The organism is Paenibacillus sp. PK1-4R (assembly GCF_030369595.1).
Classification (GTDB): Bacteria; Bacillota; Bacilli; order Paenibacillales; family Paenibacillaceae; genus Paenibacillus.
In genome coordinates this window covers 2,166,884-2,184,036 of record NZ_CP126535.1, presented here as the reverse complement: position 1 = coordinate 2,184,036, position 17,153 = coordinate 2,166,884, and the positions used below count along the sequence as shown (strand labels likewise).

16 protein-coding genes and 1 tRNA gene are annotated in these 17,153 nt (G+C 46.2%); 2 read left to right on the top strand and 15 right to left on the bottom strand.

Going from position 1 to position 17,153, the window contains the following annotated elements:
- Window positions 1–141: 141 nt before the first annotated feature.
- Both QNO02_RS09575 and nrdR read right to left on the bottom strand, forming a co-directional pair.
- Window positions 142–214: transfer RNA gene (locus tag QNO02_RS09575), tRNA-Ala, on the bottom strand.
- 185 nt (window positions 215–399) lie between these two features.
- Window positions 400–867: a transcriptional regulator NrdR gene (gene nrdR, locus QNO02_RS09570; RefSeq protein WP_036609807.1), complete on the bottom strand. Its 468-nt coding sequence runs from the start codon at window positions 865–867 to the stop codon at window positions 400–402.
- 116 nt (window positions 868–983) lie between these two features.
- On the opposite strand from nrdR, the gene QNO02_RS09565 reads away from it, so the two are divergent.
- Window positions 984–1,205: an alpha/beta-type small acid-soluble spore protein gene (locus tag QNO02_RS09565; protein WP_091032511.1), complete on the top strand. Its 222-nt coding sequence runs from the start codon at window positions 984–986 to the stop codon at window positions 1,203–1,205.
- A gap of 81 nt (window positions 1,206–1,286) precedes the next feature.
- On the opposite strand, the gene QNO02_RS09560 is transcribed toward QNO02_RS09565, so the two are convergent.
- From QNO02_RS09560 to QNO02_RS09505, 12 genes are all read right to left on the bottom strand, one after another.
- On the bottom strand, window positions 1,287–1,850 hold the full coding sequence (locus QNO02_RS09560) for a lytic transglycosylase domain-containing protein (RefSeq protein WP_091032514.1): 564 nt from the start codon (window positions 1,848–1,850) through the stop codon (window positions 1,287–1,289).
- Window positions 1,847–2,443, bottom strand: coding sequence for a dephospho-CoA kinase (coaE, locus tag QNO02_RS09555; RefSeq protein WP_289391884.1), 597 nt, complete (start codon window positions 2,441–2,443; stop codon window positions 1,847–1,849). The genes QNO02_RS09560 and coaE overlap by 4 nt, the downstream gene beginning before the upstream one ends.
- 9 nt (window positions 2,444–2,452) lie before the next feature.
- The gene (locus QNO02_RS09550) at window positions 2,453–3,226 is read right to left on the bottom strand and encodes a manganese efflux pump (RefSeq protein WP_240767968.1); all 774 of its coding nucleotides are present in this window, start codon (window positions 3,224–3,226) and stop codon (window positions 2,453–2,455) included.
- A 142-nt stretch (window positions 3,227–3,368) separates the two neighbouring features.
- Entirely contained in the window at window positions 3,369–4,196 is an 828-nt protein-coding gene (gene mutM, locus QNO02_RS09545; protein WP_289391883.1) for a DNA-formamidopyrimidine glycosylase, read from the bottom strand.
- 118 nt (window positions 4,197–4,314) lie between these two features.
- Window positions 4,315–6,969, bottom strand: a complete 2,655-nt coding sequence (gene polA, locus QNO02_RS09540) for a DNA polymerase I (protein ID WP_289391882.1) — start codon at window positions 6,967–6,969, stop codon at window positions 4,315–4,317.
- A 233-nt stretch (window positions 6,970–7,202) separates the two neighbouring features.
- Window positions 7,203–7,862 carry a phosphate signaling complex protein PhoU gene (phoU, locus tag QNO02_RS09535; protein ID WP_017689478.1) on the bottom strand — a complete coding sequence of 220 codons (660 nt, stop codon included), beginning with the start codon at window positions 7,860–7,862 and terminating at the stop codon, window positions 7,203–7,205.
- A 63-nt stretch (window positions 7,863–7,925) separates the two neighbouring features.
- Window positions 7,926–8,681 (bottom strand): phosphate ABC transporter ATP-binding protein PstB, encoded by a 756-nt coding sequence (pstB, locus tag QNO02_RS09530; protein ID WP_036609821.1) that lies wholly within the window; start codon window positions 8,679–8,681, stop codon window positions 7,926–7,928.
- A 227-nt stretch (window positions 8,682–8,908) separates the two neighbouring features.
- Window positions 8,909–10,090, bottom strand: a complete 1,182-nt coding sequence (locus QNO02_RS09525; protein WP_289391881.1) for a methyl-accepting chemotaxis protein — start codon at window positions 10,088–10,090, stop codon at window positions 8,909–8,911.
- 152 nt (window positions 10,091–10,242) lie between these two features.
- Window positions 10,243–10,971, bottom strand: a complete 729-nt coding sequence (locus QNO02_RS09520; RefSeq protein WP_091032528.1) for a response regulator transcription factor — start codon at window positions 10,969–10,971, stop codon at window positions 10,243–10,245.
- 116 nt (window positions 10,972–11,087) lie between these two features.
- The gene (pnpS, locus tag QNO02_RS09515) at window positions 11,088–12,908 is read right to left on the bottom strand and encodes a two-component system histidine kinase PnpS (RefSeq protein ID WP_133384192.1); all 1,821 of its coding nucleotides are present in this window, start codon (window positions 12,906–12,908) and stop codon (window positions 11,088–11,090) included.
- Between the two features lie 43 nt (window positions 12,909–12,951).
- The gene (locus QNO02_RS09510) at window positions 12,952–13,299 is read right to left on the bottom strand and encodes a cupin domain-containing protein (protein ID WP_289391880.1); all 348 of its coding nucleotides are present in this window, start codon (window positions 13,297–13,299) and stop codon (window positions 12,952–12,954) included.
- A gap of 253 nt (window positions 13,300–13,552) precedes the next feature.
- Entirely contained in the window at window positions 13,553–14,422 is an 870-nt protein-coding gene (locus tag QNO02_RS09505) for an SDR family oxidoreductase (RefSeq protein ID WP_249911210.1), read from the bottom strand.
- 390 nt (window positions 14,423–14,812) lie between these two features.
- On the opposite strand from QNO02_RS09505, the gene QNO02_RS09500 reads away from it, so the two are divergent.
- Window positions 14,813–16,372 carry a histidine kinase N-terminal 7TM domain-containing diguanylate cyclase gene (locus tag QNO02_RS09500; protein ID WP_289391879.1) on the top strand — a complete coding sequence of 520 codons (1,560 nt, stop codon included), beginning with the start codon at window positions 14,813–14,815 and terminating at the stop codon, window positions 16,370–16,372.
- A 264-nt stretch (window positions 16,373–16,636) separates the two neighbouring features.
- Here the strand turns inward: QNO02_RS09500 and QNO02_RS09495 are convergent, their stop codons facing one another.
- A complete protein-coding gene (locus QNO02_RS09495) occupies window positions 16,637–17,062 on the bottom strand; it encodes a hypothetical protein (protein WP_017689485.1) in 426 nt (141 codons plus the stop codon).
- Window positions 17,063–17,153: the final 91 nt, after the last annotated feature.

Below are 17,153 nucleotides of genomic sequence, written 5' to 3'. Positions count from 1 at the left end.
TTTAAACCCTCGATTTTTGCATCTAGAATATTCGTCCCCAAGCTCGACCCCAAGTCCAAAATTCTACTTCATTAATAAATGTTCTGATTTATTTCACCACAAAAAAACGCCATCGCAATAATGTGATGGCGTTCTTGATTATGGAGCCTAGGGGGATCGAACCCCTGACCTCATCGCTGCCAGCGATGCGCTCTCCCAGCTGAGCTAAGGCCCCAGGATATGAAATAGATAACTTGTCCAACACTGCTACGTTCCACAGGCGACTCCTATATCATATAAAATCCAGCTTTCGCTGTCAATCACTTTTTCATGATCCAAAGTGTTTGGAGAAGAACAACCGATTTCACTGGCACATACGGACTGGAACTCCAGACTGCTCTTCTCCCTTTACCCACTTCACTAATCCTCCAGATCGTCTTTGGACAACAGGGATTTCAGTTCTTTCATGAACATATTGATATCTTTGAACTGGCGATATACCGATGCAAAACGGACATACGCCACTTCATCGACTGGAAACAACTGTTCCATCAATAACTCACCAATCTGGCGACTCTCCACTTCAGCATCAGCTGTATTACGCAGAGATTTCTCCACTTCAGATACCATCATCTCCAAGGTCTCTACTGAGACTGGACGTTTCTCACAGGCACGAATAAGCCCGCGAAGGATCTTGTCCCGGCTGAACTCTTCACGACTGCCATCTTTCTTAATGACAATCAGTGGAGTCTCCTCAATCATCTCAAACGTTGTAAATCTTCGGGCACACTGCTCACACTCACGGCGACGACGAATGGATTTTGCTTCGTTGGCCGGACGCGAATCAAGCACTTTGGTACCCATATAACCGCAATAAGGACACTTCAAATCAGATCACTTCCCACGTTTTACTTTTTACCACATATTCCCTGTACTGATTTTGTAATGAAAAACGCATTGCCGACACATAATACTTTTACCAACCCGCGAGGAGGTGAACAGCAATGGCACAAAGCAACGGTAACTCCAACAACCTGGTGGTAACTAGAGCTTCCGCAGCCCTCGAACAACTGAAATACGAAGTTGCTCAAGAACTCGGAATCAGCATCCCACAAGACGGATACCAAGGTAACATGACTTCTTACGAGAACGGTTCGATCGGTGGATACATCACGAAGCGTCTGGTAACAATTGCAGAACAGCAATTGGCAGGTCAATACCAATAATATCTGCATCGTAATACGCTACAAGAGGAGCATGGAGCGGCCGGTGAATAACCGGCCTGCTCTGTGCTTCTACTTATATACTTAGAACGTATTATAGATCTTTACATACTGATTATAATAGTAAATGACTCTTTGTACATAGTGACGCGTTTCACCAAACGGAATATCTTTCACCGTATCGAACGAGCCATCCCATACACCATCTCTAAGCCAACTGTTCACTTTGCCTGGACCCGCATTATAGGCAGCGATCATAACTGCTTCATTGCCATCGAATTGATCGGACAGATTTCGCAGATACCATGTACCTAACTGAATATTGCGTTCAGGCTCGTGCTTTAATTCCTCCAGCGAAGTGTCGGGAATTTTGGCTTGTTCCAGTATCCAGTTGGCCGTGTCTGGCATCAGTTGCATGAGCCCAATGGCTCCTCGTTTGGATTCCTTGCTTGTCTTAAAATTGGTCTCCACCTTGATAATGGAAGCAATCAGAAACGGATCAACCTCATAGCTCTGAGATTGGGTACGAATCTCTTCCTTATAATGAATGGGATAGAACCATGCCATCCAGTTAGTATTCAGAAATAATACCAGTACAAAGGACACAAACATCAACAGCAGTACACGTTTCTTGCGTAATACTCTCATAACAAACCCTTACGCTGTAGAAATGAGTCAATTTGCTGCTCCGTCGCAGACCATAAGCCGCTGTTATCAATGACAATGTCTGCCAGCTGTTTTTTGCGCTCAATATCCATCTGAACATTCATTCGTGCCTCAGCCTGTGCTGCAGTCATTCCATCCCGACTCATCAAGCGATCTCGTTGGATCGACCTTGGAACATATACAACCATGACTTCCTCGAAACCATCTTCCAGACCTGATTCATAGAGCAAAGGAATATCTGACACCACAAGTTTATCCGGATGTTGCAATTCGTATGCAGCAGCCCGTTCACGCATCTCTCTTCGAATCGCCGGATGTGTAATAGCCTCCAGTGCCTTTCGTTCCTCGGGTTGTTGAAAAACAATGCTTCCGAGCTTTTTTCGATCCAGTGTTCCATCCTCGTTCAGTATGGCTTGTCCAAACCGCTTAACAGCGGCGGCCAACACGGGATGCCCGGGCATCATAACTTCCCGGGCAATAACGTCTGCATCGATGAGCAACGCTCCCTTACTGGCGAGATAGGCGGAAACACTGCTTTTGCCTGTCGCGATCCCGCCGGTTAAGCCTATATTCATCGTTTCACCTCATAACAGCTTCATTATTCCCATAATCATTAACAATAGTGCTGGCAATACAGACAGTCTTCGCATCCAGCGCAGAGCTGAGAATCGTAGGCCAACCTTCATGCCGAGTGACAGAAACGCCCCACTAAACAGTGCAATAATGAGTGCTGTCCATAGTGTAGGGAATCCCAGAAGTGCCGCTCCCAATCCTGCTCCAAACGCATCCAGAGACAGGGCAATACCAAGCCACATCGCTTCCTGGGCAGATATACTCCCCGAGTTATCCATATCCGCCTTGGAGGGACTGCGAAGGATCTGAATGACAACGCCCAGCTTGCGCAGCTCCAGTGTAAATACCATTCGTTCCAGTGATCCACTTGAAGCCGACTGTTCCAGATCCAGCGCGAGCACCTGATTCCTGCCCTTTGAATCCGACAGTTTCTCTTGTGCTTCTCCCATCCCAGTTACCGTTGCTTCTCTTCCCTCACCCGTTCCAGTGTCTGTTTCCAGCTGTTCTTTGCCTTGCTTTCGAATAAGTTGCAACAATGACCATGCGCCAATACCTATCAATATGACGGCTCCCACAATCGAAGCGATATCCGGTGACACCACATGGGACAACAACACACCTACTTGCATCGACAAGGCAATAACCAATCCCGAACAGATCGAAATAACAGCGATAGATAACAGGGGAATCTTAGTCCTCCGTAACCCATATGTAATCCCGACTCCAAAACCATCTAAACTAAGCGCCAAAGCAAGCGCCAGCAATGAAATAAAATGATGCAGCACCCCGGACTCCTCCTCTGTGCGGTACTCGTGCCAACTGAAGATGCCAGTATGGGTATACGCCCGCTTATTTCTGCCATATCAGTATATGGAGGGAGGAATCCAAGGGTGCTATGATTTCATCATTTCGTTCATTCAGTTCATGTTACAGCAGCTGACAGTTCGGACAAAAATGCGTGCCACGGCCACCAACCACCGTTTTTTCAATTAACGTACCACATGTTGTACAAGGTTCTGATTTGCGTCCATAGATTTTCAGTTGATGCTGGAACATCCCCATCTCACCCTGTCCATTCACATAGGACTTGATGGAAGATCCCCCTGCATTCACTGCATCTTGCAACGTAGCTACAATCGCTTCATGCAGCACCGTTAACTGAGTTTCGGTCAGTGTCTTGGCGATGGTCTCGGGATGGATACCTGCGCGAAATAGAGCCTCGTCCACATAAATATTCCCGATACCGACCACATATGCCTGATTTAAAAGCACTGCCTTGATTTTGGTTGTGCGCTTGCCAACCGCCTCACGGAATGCAGTTACCGTAAAGGCGGGATCAAGCGGCTCCAGTCCCAGCTTCAGCAAAGGTTTGGACACCAGTTCCTCACCTGCATTGAACAGATGCATCGTACCGAACTGACGCACATCCTTATAACGCAATTCCGTACCATCATTAAAATGGAAGATCACATGTGTATGCTTCTCCACATCTTCATGCTGCTCGTACACACCGTACCTTCCTTCCATCCGCAGATGAGAGACAAGCACCAGCCCGTCCAGCAAAATACGCAAAAACTTGCCTCGACGCTCCACACCAATGACGGTATGTCCCGCGAGTTCCATTGCAAATGCATCTATGTCGTCCGGCCGCTGAATAATCCGCGGCAAGCTAACGGTAACATGATCAATCGTTTTGCCCACAATAAGTTGATTCAATGTTCTTCTGACTGTTTCGACTTCCGGTAATTCCGGCATGATGTTCTCACCTCCCCTATATTATAACGGAAGATGGCGCTCAGCGGGACCCTTTTCTTATATCTCAAACATGGAAAGGCCTTTTGTAAAATACCGGAAAAACCGCGCAGCACTTGATTTATTTCGCTTCGTACCAGTTATCACCAAAGCTGACTTCGGCTTTCAGCGGAACCGACAGTGCCAATGCTTTTTCCATAACTGAAGGCACTAACTCTTTCATCAGTTCCAATTCATCGGCAGGAACTTCGAATACAAGCTCATCGTGCACCTGAAGCAACATACGGCTCTTCAGCTGGCGTTCCCGCAACGCTTCATCCATCTGTACCATGGCCAGCTTGATGATATCTGCCGCAGTTCCCTGAATCGGTGTATTCATCGCCGTACGCTCTGCGAAGGAACGCAGATTGAAGTTACTGGCGTTAATCTCTGGCAGGTAACGACGTCGTTCCAACAACGTTTTGACGTAACCATCCTGACGAGCTTCCTTCACAATGTCATCCATATATCGGCGGACACCCTGGAAAACTTCAAAATACTGATCAATAAACTGCGCGGCCTCTTTACGTGTAATATGCAGGTTCTGTGATAAGCCATAATCACTTATTCCATACACGATACCAAAGTTAACTGCCTTGGCGGAACGACGCATATCCCCATCCACATCCTCAGGCTTCACGCCGAATACATCCGAAGCGGTCTTTGTATGAATATCCATATCATTCACAAATGCTTCCTTCAAGCGCTCATCGTCCGAAATGTGTGCCAGAACACGCAGTTCAATCTGGGAATAGTCTGCTGCCAAAATGGACCATCCGGGATCGGAAGGAACAAATACCTTCCGGATTTTGCGACCTTCCTCCATCCGAATCGGAATGTTCTGCAAGTTCGGGAATTGACTGCTAAGTCGTCCCGTTGCAGCAATGGTCTGACGATAATACGTATGCACCTTGCCATCCCGATCGGATATCTCTTTGAGTAATCCTTCCACATAAGTGGATTGCAGCTTGGCAAGCTGACGATATTGCAGAATATGCTTGACCACATCATTATAAGGAGCCAATTTCTCCAATACTTCAGCATCTGTGGAATAACCCGTTTTGGTTTTCTTCACTACCGGCAAGCCCAGTCTATCAAATAAAATCTCACCCAGTTGCTTCGGTGAATTCAGATTAAATTCCGTTCCTGACAGCTTGTAGATCTCAGCCATCAACCTGCTGATCTGTTCTTCAAACTCACTGCCCAAAGCCTGTAGATCGGCTGTATTGGCCTTAATGCCCTGTTTCTCCATGTCCGCCAATATGCGTGACAACGGCATCTCCAGTTCATGGAACAGCGAATTCATCTCATCCGTTTCCAACACCTGCTCCTGAAGTGGAATAATGGCTGCGACAGCAGCAGCTTTGCGGCATAGGAAATCACCCAAGATCTCTACTTCCGGCACCTTGTACTTGGCCCCTTTGCCCATAACCGTGTCATCCTCCACAAGTGATGGCAGACCATACTTGGTCGTGAGTCCACTAATCGTCTGGTTGGATTCCGTTGGATCAAGCAAATAAGCTGCCAGTTGTACATCAAATGACGCACCAGCGAATTCAATGCCATGCGCATGCAGGGCCAGATCTACACGATGAAGATCATACCCGCGCTTGGGCTGCTCTGAATTACCAAGCCATGCCCGCACTGGAGCCGCAGCCTCGGAATGAAGCAATTCGGGAGATATGAACGTATACGTTCCAGCGGAACCTAGAGCTAGTCCAACCAATTTCGCTTGGTGCGGGTTATCCCCATGTGTCTCCACGTGGAGGACATCAATGGAATCCAGTGAACTGAACAGCTCACTGATGTTGTCCTCTGTTGCAATGGAGGATTCAACTTCGGCAGCAGGGACCGCTTCCTGTTCAGAACCAGTGCTGCCACTGAACGACAGGCGTTCGAGCAAGGATTTGAATTCCAGCTTAGCTAGTGCAGGGCCAGCATGTTCTTCTTGTAATCCAGCAAATTGCATATCCTCCCACGTCTGCTCCAGCGGAACTTCCCGGTGAATCGTCGCGAGTTGTTTGCTCATCCGGGCATCTTCGGCATGGGCCTCGATCTTTTCTTTCATCTTGCCTTTCAGCTCACTTGTGCCGTTCAGCACATCCTCTACCGATCCGAACTGGTGCAGCAGCTTCAAAGCTGTTTTCTCACCAACCCCGGGAATACCCGGAATATTATCGGACGCATCGCCCATCAGACCCTTGAGATCAATAATTTGCAGCGGCGTCAGACCATAACGCTCCTTAATCTGAGCAGGGTCATACAGCTCAATATCGGTTACACCTTTGCGCGTCAGCCCGATATGTACATGTTCGGAGGCGAGCTGCAACATATCTTTGTCACCCGATACAACGAGCACCTGTCTGCCCGCTTCATCTGCGCGTTTGGTTAACGTTCCGATGATGTCATCCGCTTCGAATCCAGCGAGCTCAAACTGAGCGATGCCAAGTCCTTTCAGCAATTCTTTGAGCAAAGGGAATTGCTCTGACAACTCTGGTGGTGTTTTCTCCCGTCCACCCTTGTATTCCTGATACCCTTCGTGGCGGAACGTGATTTTGCCTGCATCAAATGCAACCATGACATGTGTAGGCTTATGCTCTTCAAGAAGTCTCAGCAGCATCGTAGTGAAGCCATATACCGCATTGGTATGCAGACCTTTCGAGTTGGTCAGAGGCGGCATTGCAAAAAACGCCCTGTAAATAATGCTATTTCCATCTATGAGAATAAACTTGTCCATTCCAGCACCTCGCGTATTATATGGTCAACCTCTTCAAATTACATCTACTCTCATGATACCATACCCACCTGTCACATCAAAAAGAATAGCCTCTTTTCACTTCATTTTAATCGCAAAAAAAGAACCTTCTCCACAGACAGCTGTATACAGCCTACCTGAGAGAAAGTCCTTTCCATTCATATGATTGCATTACTTAATCAGTACTGATTCCCCAATTCCATAGCAATACTCTTCTATTGATTCAGATCCGGACGTTTACCTGTCACCAGGTATACCGTGCTCTCACCAATGTTGGTGGCATGATCGCCAATACGTTCAATGTAACGTCCAACCATCATCAGCAGCATAGCCTGTGAAGCCTGATTAGGATGCTCTGTCATTAACGTATAGAGATCACTGATCATGTGACTGTACAGTTGATCGACCTGATCGTCAGTCTGAGCCATTTTGTAGGCCAGGTCTGTGTTTTCTTTCAGGAAAGATTCGATGGATTCATCGATCATGGATTTCACGATTTCTGCCATTTGCGGGATATCCACCAGAGGTTTAATCAGCTTCTGTCCATCCATTCGGAGTGTCACCTTTGCCACGTCGAGCGCAAGATCTCCCATACGCTCCAGATCACTGGAGATTTTGAATGCCACGATAATTCGTCTGAGATCCTTCGCCACCGGCTGTTGTGTGATGATCAGTTTGGAGCCAAGTTCCATAATTTTGTCTTCAAGGGCATTCAGATTCGCATCATTCTTGATGATGACCTGAGCTTTCTCCGCGTTCATCGTTTGTAAACTCTCAATAGCACCATCCAATGCTGCTCCTACATGTTCACCCATTTGTTTGAGCAAGGTACGCAGCTCTTCGAGCTCCTGATCAAATTCTTTTCTGCGAATCATAGATTTCATGTCCTCCTTATCCATCATCTCCGGGTATGCCGGGATCATTCCAATTCAGCTCGCTTAACCGAACCTTCCAGATATATAATCCTCGGTCCGGGAATCTTGCGGTGTGGAGAATAACGTCTCCGTATCAGCTGCCTCCACCACTTCACCATTCAGGAAAAATACCGTGCGTCCAGATACCCGTGCCGCCTGGTGCATATTGTGCGTAACCATAACGATCGTGTACTTGTGATGCAATTCCTTCACCAGTTCCTCAATCTTCAATGTGGAGATCGGGTCGAGTGCAGACGTTGCTTCATCCATCAGCAGAACGTCAGGCTGTACAGCCAGCGCCCGTGCAATACAGAGACGTTGTTGTTGTCCGCCGGACAAACTAAGTGCCGACTTTTTTAATACATCCTTCACTTCATCCCACAGGGCAGCATGGACAAGACTTTGTTCCACCAACTGATCCAGTTCAGCCTTTTGGGTTACCCCGTGCAAGCGTGGTCCATAAGCCACGTTATCGTATATGGATTTTGGAAAAGGATTCGGTTGTTGGAACACCATGCCAACTCGTTTGCGCAGTGTCTCCACTTCAATCTCATTACTGTAGATATCGGAGCCATTCAGCATAACCTGTCCTTCCACACGAACACCCGGAATCATGTCATTCATCCGGTTTAACGTGCGAAGCAATGTCGATTTACCACAACCTGACGGCCCGATAAACGCAGTAACGGTTTTTTCCGGCAGATCCATCGATATATTTTTAAGCGCGTGATGCGTATCATAGTATAAATTAAGATTTTCAATGTGAATGAGGTCCTTCATGGATGTTCACTTCTCCTTCGTTGCAGGGACACGGAAACTCCCTTTACGTTGAGACCGATGCTGATAATCTTTCATCGCTGCTCGGCCATCTTTAATATCCTACCCTTTCATTGTAAAAACAGTATCACTTTCATGTTAACGGAATGTAAAAAAGACATCCTTAACCTTCATGATCTGCTTGATGGATCAATCTGATTGCTGATGCCTGCTTTATTGACTACTTTATATTACTCACTATTCGAAACCATCTCATCCAGCTTCGTACGAATGTGCTCTGCAACTTCTCCAGCTTTCCCGCCTTCCATGGCGATCTCCTCTGCTATCTGGGACAGATCTCTCACCGCACGGTTCAGTTGTCGGAACGTTGCTCCCCCTGCGGTGACATGCACCGAACTGTCGTCAATCTCCGCTCCGCTTGCCTTAACCAGTTCAACAGTCTGAAGGGTCAACCCACCAATATTCTCTAACAATGAAGACATGTTCCCCGCAACCTCACGGGTCTGTTTTGCGAGCGCTCGAATCTCGCCTGCAACAATCTGAAAACCTCGTCCATATTCACCGGCATGAGCTGCTTCTATGGAAGCATTCAGGGCAAGGAGACCACTCTGATCTGCCAGGGAGCGAATGGAATGTGCCATGCCTGAGCCTGTTTTGATCGAATTCAGCATGTGATCCGCATGTTGTCCTTGACTCTCCATATGCTGATGTACCCGGTTATAGGAAGCATCAACGTGTTTCAAACTCTCTTCGCCCTGCTTGGACAATGCCATGATCTCACGGGCCTCATGAACGGTCTGATTCGCTGCATGCACCAGCTTGGTGACCGCATCGTTGATTCTGGATATCTCCTGTCTGCTCTCGGACACCGTACGTACCCGTTCTGCTGAAGAAGCCTGTTGCAATCTGCGGGAGAGCGACATTACGTCACGCATCGTCAGCACACCAAGCAGTCTGCCTTGGTTCGTAACCAGCAGACAATCGTAGAAATGCTGTTCATCCCGTCCAAGTGCGATATCAATAATCGTAGTGGCTTCCATATGAATATCTGCAATAACCGGAGATGTATTCACTACTTGGATGACAGGCTTACGGTAGAATAAATCTGCGGCAAAACGGCCATTTAACATCCGATATAACGTCTCTCGCATTAACAATCCAGTAGGTTTCATCTGCTCATCACATAATACGATGCATGGGTGCTCCTGATCCTGATTCATCATCGTCGCAGCTTCTCCACAGGTCGTATGGACCCCGGCGACAGGAACCTGACGATAATAGTCTTGCAAATGGATTACAGGTTCTTCAGCAACAACCGTTTCTTCACTCTGCTTCATTTGGGATGTTATTAATTCTTCACTATGTAAAACAACATGAGGCTGGTCAGGTTTCACTTCGAGCAACATGGGCATAAATGCGCAATCTCCTTTACGTATTAGCTCCGTCTTGAGATAGATTATGTAGGTATAAAGTATCACCCAGATAAGTCCATGCTACTCCCTCTACGTAAAGTAAAATCCTCCTTTATGTTAAACAAACGTAAAATAAAACTCCCCGATCATTGCTAACTTGAATGATGGGGAGTTTTTCTTTTGACAACCAATTTATAACCTACACCGCGAATCGAATCAATGTGAACCGATTCCGGGTCCAGCTCCAGCTTTTTACGTAATGAGCTGACGTGTACGTCCACCGTTCGTTGACCTCCAATATAATCGAAGCCCCACACAGCGTTCATCAGATCATCCCTTGTCAGTACTACACCCGGCTTTTTAGCCAAATATAGAAGTACTTCGAACTCTTTCGGACGCAGACTGATGGATTGTCCACCCAGTGTCACTTCATATTTCAGAGGATAAATCTCCAGCTCTCCCAGAATAATTCGTGAGCCATCTTTGTCCTCAAGCTGTGGTAAATCTTCGCCATTGGAATAACGTCTTAATACCGCATCCACTCGGGCTAATAACTCAGATACACCAAACGGTTTGGTAATATAATCATCGGCACCTGATTTCAGTCCCTGTACAACCTCGGCTTCACCGTTCTTGGCCGTCAGAATGATAACAGGTGTACTGACACCCTGTATTCTTAACTTGTTCAGAATGTCCAGACCATTCATGCCCGGAAGCATCAAATCCAGCAAAATGAGATCAAATTCCTGGGATAAGGCCCGATCATATCCTGCAGATCCGTGATCCTCTGCCGTAACGTCGTAACCTTCCTGAGTCAGGTTATACGTGAGTAATCTTGATAATGTAGGTTCATCTTCAATAACTAGTAAACGCTGTGCCATGATACCCCTTCTCTCTTCATAGGTTGTCTGTTGCCACAACACTTTTTCTATCATAGCACTAATTTGTTAACGCGGTGTAAAACAATACACACTTTTTACATTTTGATACCAGACGCCTACATCTCTTCGTCTTGAATGAATGGAAGGATCACACGGAACGTTGTCCCCATGCCCAGTTCACTCTCTACAGACAATTTGCCATGATGCAGTTCCACCAGATGTTTTACGATGGAAAGTCCAAGGCCTGTGCCCCCTGAATTACGGGATCTGCCTTTATCAACACGATAGAACCGTTCGAAGATTCGCGGCAAATCTTTTTTCGGTATGCCAATTCCTGTATCTGACACCGCAAAGATGACTTCATCATCGTTATCCATCGTCACCTGTAACTTCACTCGCCCACCATCGGGGGTATAATTGATTCCGTTGGATAACAGATTGATGAATATCTGCTTCATCTTGTCCTCATCCGCTTCAATGTACAGTTCCTCCGGAACATGCATTTCCAGACGAATTTGCTTTTTCTCCGCCACCTTGGACAAGGTGCCCAGTACCATTTCGAAGAAAGAGTGTACATGAACAGGTGAGCATTGCAGCGGTGCGCGTTTCGATTCAATTTTGGATAACTCCAGAATATCCCCAATTAATCGGTTAAGTCGATCTCCTTCATCATAGATGATTTTCAGGAATGATCGCTCTGTCTCCTTATCCTGTACCCCGCCACTGAGCAACGTTTCGGCAAACCCTTTGACCGCAGCAACTGGTGTCTTGAGCTCATGAGAGACATTTGCAACAAACTCACTGCGCATTGACTCCAATCGGCGAATCGCCGTCACGTCCTGCAACAGGAACAACATGCCTCGATACCCGCCATCATCTTCGGACATCGGTACTCCATCAAGACGGATCAGTTTTTCCTCCGGGTTAAACACACTCACTTCTTCATGCATCCGTTCTTTCAGTGCAACACTCTCTTCAATGGTACGTGTTAATTCGTAGTGTCTTTTCAATTCAGTATAAGGCTTACCCGTAACTTTTCCTGCCTGAATACCAAGCATACGCTCCGCTTCCCGATTGACCAGTGCAATGGATTGCCCTGCGTCGATCATGACAATTCCTCCGGTCATGTTCGCGAGGACACTCTGTAGCAACGCTTCATTGTCACGAATCGTCTTCAGTTGGGACTGCAAGCTGTCTGCCATTCCGTTTATCGCAAGCCCCAGCTGTCCGATCTCATCTCTTCGCGTTACATCAACTCTCGCATCGTATTCCAGCTTGGTGATCCGATGGGCAACTTTTGTAATATGCTCAATCGGGGAGGTTAATCCGCGTGCAACCCGATAACTGACAAACGCGACAATTAAGAACAATAGCCCAAGTGCAGCAAACATAATCATCCAACCACGCTGAAGACCCTGATCAACCGCATGCAGACTCATGGAAAGGCGAATGTAGCCATCAAATTTGCCGCTAGGTATTTCAATCATGTCACTTTGATCCGAATTCACAGGTAGTGCTACATACAGCATGTCCTGTCCCAATGTCTCACTGTAACGTATGGATTGCCCGTATCCATCTCCGACGGCACCCTTAATCTCCTCACGGTTCAAGTGATTATCCATGGATGCCGGATCACTCTCGGAATCTCCAATGACCATGCCGTCTTTATTGATGAAGGTTACACGGGAATCCGTCAGACGATCCAGTTCCAGCGCCCGATCTGAATAATACTTTCGTGTGGCTTCCGAGGTTGGATCACTTGCATCATGGAATGGAAAAGTTGCTTTGAGCAAATTAATCTCGCGCACCATGGTTTGCTCCAATGCGGCTATATGCGTAGTCTTAAACACTCTGCCCATCGTATATCCAGCCACAATGACGGATACGCCGATCAGCACCATCATAATGATGGCAAGGCGAATTCGGAACGGTCTCATCTATCTCTTCCTTTATGATCAGAATAATATCTAATGAATTGCTCTACATTGAATCCAGTTCAATTCGGTTCCCACGGGTACCCGGATTGGAAATTACAAGAAACTCCACTTCTTCGTTGCTCCGATTCATCATCTGATGCGGCATTCCGGGTGCAATTTCTATTCCTTCATGGGTTTCCAGCACAAACGTTTCTCCATTAAGTTCCATACATGCTTCACCGCTGAGGATGAAAAAAAACTGACGGCTTACCGAATGATAATGTCGTATTTCAGCCGTTCCTGCGGGCATGCGTTCATGAATAATGCTCAGTGTTTCATTTTGAACGAGATGCCAACCGTCGCACTGTGCACCCCATATATAATGTGCTGCATTCTGTTTGCTCATTTTCATATGACTTGTCCCTCCGAGTATAATTGCTCGATCTATCATATCACAGATTAGGGAGTTTCCAGTCAGACATGGCTATTAATAAATTATCATAGTTGTATCAACAGAGATGCCGACTTTTGTAAACAGGTGCTAAACCGCATCTTTGACATACATATTCACCTGATATAAAAAAGACGCACCGCTCAGCCATGCTGAAAGCGATACGCCTCTTTATATAATCAATCTTATCCTGAGTCTAAATGTTCTTAACGTATTATCCGTTCACCACTTCGCCGCCATTCACATGTATCACCTGTCCGCTTACATACGAAGAATCATCTGAAGCTAGATATACATAGGCGGGAGCCAGTTCATCCGGTTGTCCTGGCCGCTTCATTGGCTGTGTTGCGCCGAACTCACTTACTTTTTTCTCATCAAATGTAGATGGAATGAGTGGTGTCCAGATCGGCCCTGGTGCAACGGCATTAACACGAATTCCCTTCTCAATCACATTCATCGATAGCGAACGAGTGAACGAAGTTATTGCTCCTTTGGTAGATGAATAGTCAAGCAGGGTTGGGCTGCCGCGATAGGCTGTGATGGAGGTTGTATTAATAATCGTACTGCCCTTCTTCAAATGTGGCAGGGCTGCCTGCGTCACATAGAACATGCCAAAGATATTGGTGCGGAATGTACGCTCCAGCTGTTCTGGCGTAATATCCTCCAGATTCTGCTGTGGATGCTGTTCTGCTGCGTTATTCACGACAATGTCCAGTTTGCCCAGTTCATCTACTGTCTGCTGAACCGATCTCTTCGCAAAGGCATCATCACCAATGTCACCTGCAATCAAGATGCACTTGCGTCCTTCCTGTTCGACCTGACGCTTCGTTTCTTTGGCATCTTCGTGCTCGCTCAGGTATACAATGGCGACATCCGCGCCTTCCTTGGCATACGTAACAGCAACAGCACGTCCAATTCCGCTGTCCCCCCCTGTAATAAGCGCCACCTTACCCGTCAGTTTACCTGCTGCCTTGTATTCAGGCTTCTCAAATTCCGGTCTGGGATGCATCTCTGATTCGATTCCGGGGCGTTGATCCTGGTGCTGTGCCGGCATTGTTTTTTGATTTTGTGGTGTAGTTGACATCTAACATTCTCCTCTCAAAATGTGAACATATTTGGATTACAGAAGACATGGACATAACTGCACACTTCCTTGTCTTTCGTTCTCTGAAAAAAGTCTCATTCTGTAGGATGGCAGTAACAGTCCAGATTATTCTTCTGCGATCAACAGCAACTCAAGCCTCAGCGCGCTGTCTCTAATCGTTATTTACCACGATCTTCGGACATCAAACAATCGATTTGCTTCAATACGTGTTTAGCCAAAATTCGAAATTTATTCGAAATTAGACTGTTTCATGATACAAAGTGTATTCCTATGCTGCTTGGGCTGATGTACAATGTACAGTATACTGATGTGCTTTAACTTTCATTTTTTACTGGTTTAATCATCCTAACCTAACATGGAGACCTGACAATGGAATCGCATATTAATTCATATATAACACTCGTAGCCACTTCAGCCGTGCTGAATGTCTTTTTGTGTTTATATACCTATTTCAGAAGATCCGAGATCCCCAGTTCCAGAATATTCATTCTCTACACAGCAGCACTCTCCATATACACTTTTGGTTATGCAATTGAGCTGGCCAGCAACACGTTGGAGCAGATGAAGTTTTGGACCACCGTGGAGTATATAGGCATGCCCTTCTCCGCTTCTCTTGGCCTCATGTTGATGATAAAGTACACAGGAAAAACGTTATCCAAAAAGGTAACTGCCGCATTGTTTGTAATCCCTTCCATTACACTATGTATGGTTGCAACCAATGACTTTCATCATCTTTTTTATAAAAAAGTATGGCTGAGAGAAGATAGTCCCGTTCCTCTGATGGATATCGCAGTGGGTCAATGGTATGTTGTGCACGGTGCATTCACCTTCTCCTGTCTGTTATGTGCCTGTCTCATTCTAATTGGACAATGGAGACACACCAAGAAGATGTATCGTCGTCAATTACTTACTCTGATTACTTCACAGATTATTCCTATGGTCGCAGCTTTTCTGTACTTGCTTGGTTTGACTCCTGGCGGAATGGACCCCGTACCCGTACTCATGTGTATCACATCTGCCATGTATATCTGGGCCATCCTATCCTCTCGTCTACTGACCATCGTCCCCATCGCCAAAGACAGTATTTTCGAGAGCATGCGTGAAGGTGTTATTGTACTGGATAGTTTCAATCGACTGGTCGATTACAACAGATCTCTGCGTGACATGTTGCCAGAGCTTAATACAACCATGATTGGCCAACCCTTGGATGATACCTGGCTTAATCTTGCTGGAAAGACGTTTCCCGTTGAATACGGCAGGGAAGGATTGCAAACCGATCTGTACTGGCAGTTAAATGGAGAGACCGTTTGTTATCAGGTCAGGACATCTTACGTGTATAACAAGGATGCACAGACTGTGGGCAGTCTAATTATGTTAATCGATATAACGGAACAACGCTTCTTGCAAGAACAGCTGAAACAACTGGCTTATTTCGATGGTCTGACCAAAATCTATAATCGCACTCAATTTTTGCATAGAGGACGGGAGATTTTGAGTGAAGCTCAGCTTAATCCGCAACCTGTTTCATTTATTTTATTTGATATTGATCACTTTAAACGCATCAACGATACGTACGGGCATGATGTTGGCGATCAGGCCATCATTCATGTGGTCTCCGTTTGTAATCGATATTTAAGCCCTGAGATGTTGTTTGCCCGTTATGGAGGAGAAGAGTTTGTCATCGCTCTTCCGAATACCTCGCTTCAAGAAGCCGAGAAACTTGCCGAACAACTGAGAGTTGCCTTGTTGAATGATCCCCTGGATGTTAAGGGAGTGCCTATTACGCTGACCTCAAGCTTTGGTATTGCCCAGTACAATGGAGGTTCCGATTCGCTGGAGTCCTTGTTACGCGACGCTGATACTGCCTTGTACGAATCCAAGCGTAATGGTCGAAATGCAGTTCATGCGTATACTGTGAGTACAACCTAACCAATGTAGACCGTGTCTGATGGAGTATGCATGCTGTTATGTATGATAGTGATCACTCTAGTTCCAGTTCAAATAAACCCAGGAATGTTGATTTTATCTTGGTAATAACAAAAAATAGACAGCCAATGAGGCTGTCTATTTTTTGTTTGTTTCAACGAAACACCATCTTACATATCATCCGGCTTGTCCTAATTCCGTCTGCAAACGCTTAACCAACGACTAACAATACATCTTTGTAGGGTGGATTAACCGTCCACAACGCACTTAGATCACCTGATTATTCACCATCAGGTACACCATGATTAGCAAGAATACAGCCAGAAGTGTACTGAACATACGGATCTTGCTTTGCTCAGGACCCACATCACGTTTGTTTTTCACACCTTCTGCAGCGAGTCGGAGCGGTTTACCCATAATTCCTCCAATAGCCGCAATAGCCAAGAGCAGAACAACAACGACAGCCATCCAGACATGAGAATACTCACCTTTGGTCATCAGGTAACCACCAGTAAGAAGTTGGATTACAAGTCCATACTGCGCGACTTTGTTCAAAGAACGAAGCGATGCAAAGGCTCCCTCTTGTGCTGCAGCATTCAAGGTACGGATTTTACCGACCACGAATGGCAGAATCAAATAGAATCCCATCGCCAGTGCTCCAACAATATGGAGCAGATACATAATCATTGTCAAAATTTTCATCCTCCTCAACATTTTCGGTGTGCTATACATCACATCCCATTATACTGGGGAACTTATCCAAAGAAAAGAAAACCTCCGGGTT

Excerpts from the sequence above, each read along its gene's own strand:
- QNO02_RS09510 (WP_289391880.1), bottom strand. The coding sequence starts at position 13,299 with ATGAAAATGAGCAAACAGAATGCAGCACATTATATATGGGGTGCACAG.
- polA (WP_289391882.1), bottom strand. The coding sequence starts at position 6,969 with ATGGACAAGTTTATTCTCATAGATGGAAATAGCATTATTTACAGGGCG.
- coaE (WP_289391884.1), bottom strand. The coding sequence starts at position 2,443 with ATGAATATAGGCTTAACCGGCGGGATCGCGACAGGCAAAAGCAGTGTT.
- phoU (WP_017689478.1), bottom strand. The coding sequence starts at position 7,862 with ATGATTCGCAGAAAAGAATTTGATCAGGAGCTCGAAGAGCTGCGTACC.
- mutM (WP_289391883.1), bottom strand. The coding sequence starts at position 4,196 with ATGCCGGAATTACCGGAAGTCGAAACAGTCAGAAGAACATTGAATCAA.
- QNO02_RS09560 (WP_091032514.1), bottom strand. The coding sequence starts at position 1,850 with ATGAGAGTATTACGCAAGAAACGTGTACTGCTGTTGATGTTTGTGTCC.
- QNO02_RS09500 (WP_289391879.1), top strand. The coding sequence starts at position 14,813 with ATGGAATCGCATATTAATTCATATATAACACTCGTAGCCACTTCAGCC.
- pnpS (WP_133384192.1), bottom strand. The coding sequence starts at position 12,908 with ATGAGACCGTTCCGAATTCGCCTTGCCATCATTATGATGGTGCTGATC.
- QNO02_RS09520 (WP_091032528.1), bottom strand. The coding sequence starts at position 10,971 with ATGGCACAGCGTTTACTAGTTATTGAAGATGAACCTACATTATCAAGA.
- QNO02_RS09525 (WP_289391881.1), bottom strand. The coding sequence starts at position 10,090 with ATGCCCATGTTGCTCGAAGTGAAACCTGACCAGCCTCATGTTGTTTTA.
- QNO02_RS09565 (WP_091032511.1), top strand. The coding sequence starts at position 984 with ATGGCACAAAGCAACGGTAACTCCAACAACCTGGTGGTAACTAGAGCT.
- pstB (WP_036609821.1), bottom strand. The coding sequence starts at position 8,681 with ATGAAGGACCTCATTCACATTGAAAATCTTAATTTATACTATGATACG.
- QNO02_RS09505 (WP_249911210.1), bottom strand. The coding sequence starts at position 14,422 with ATGTCAACTACACCACAAAATCAAAAAACAATGCCGGCACAGCACCAG.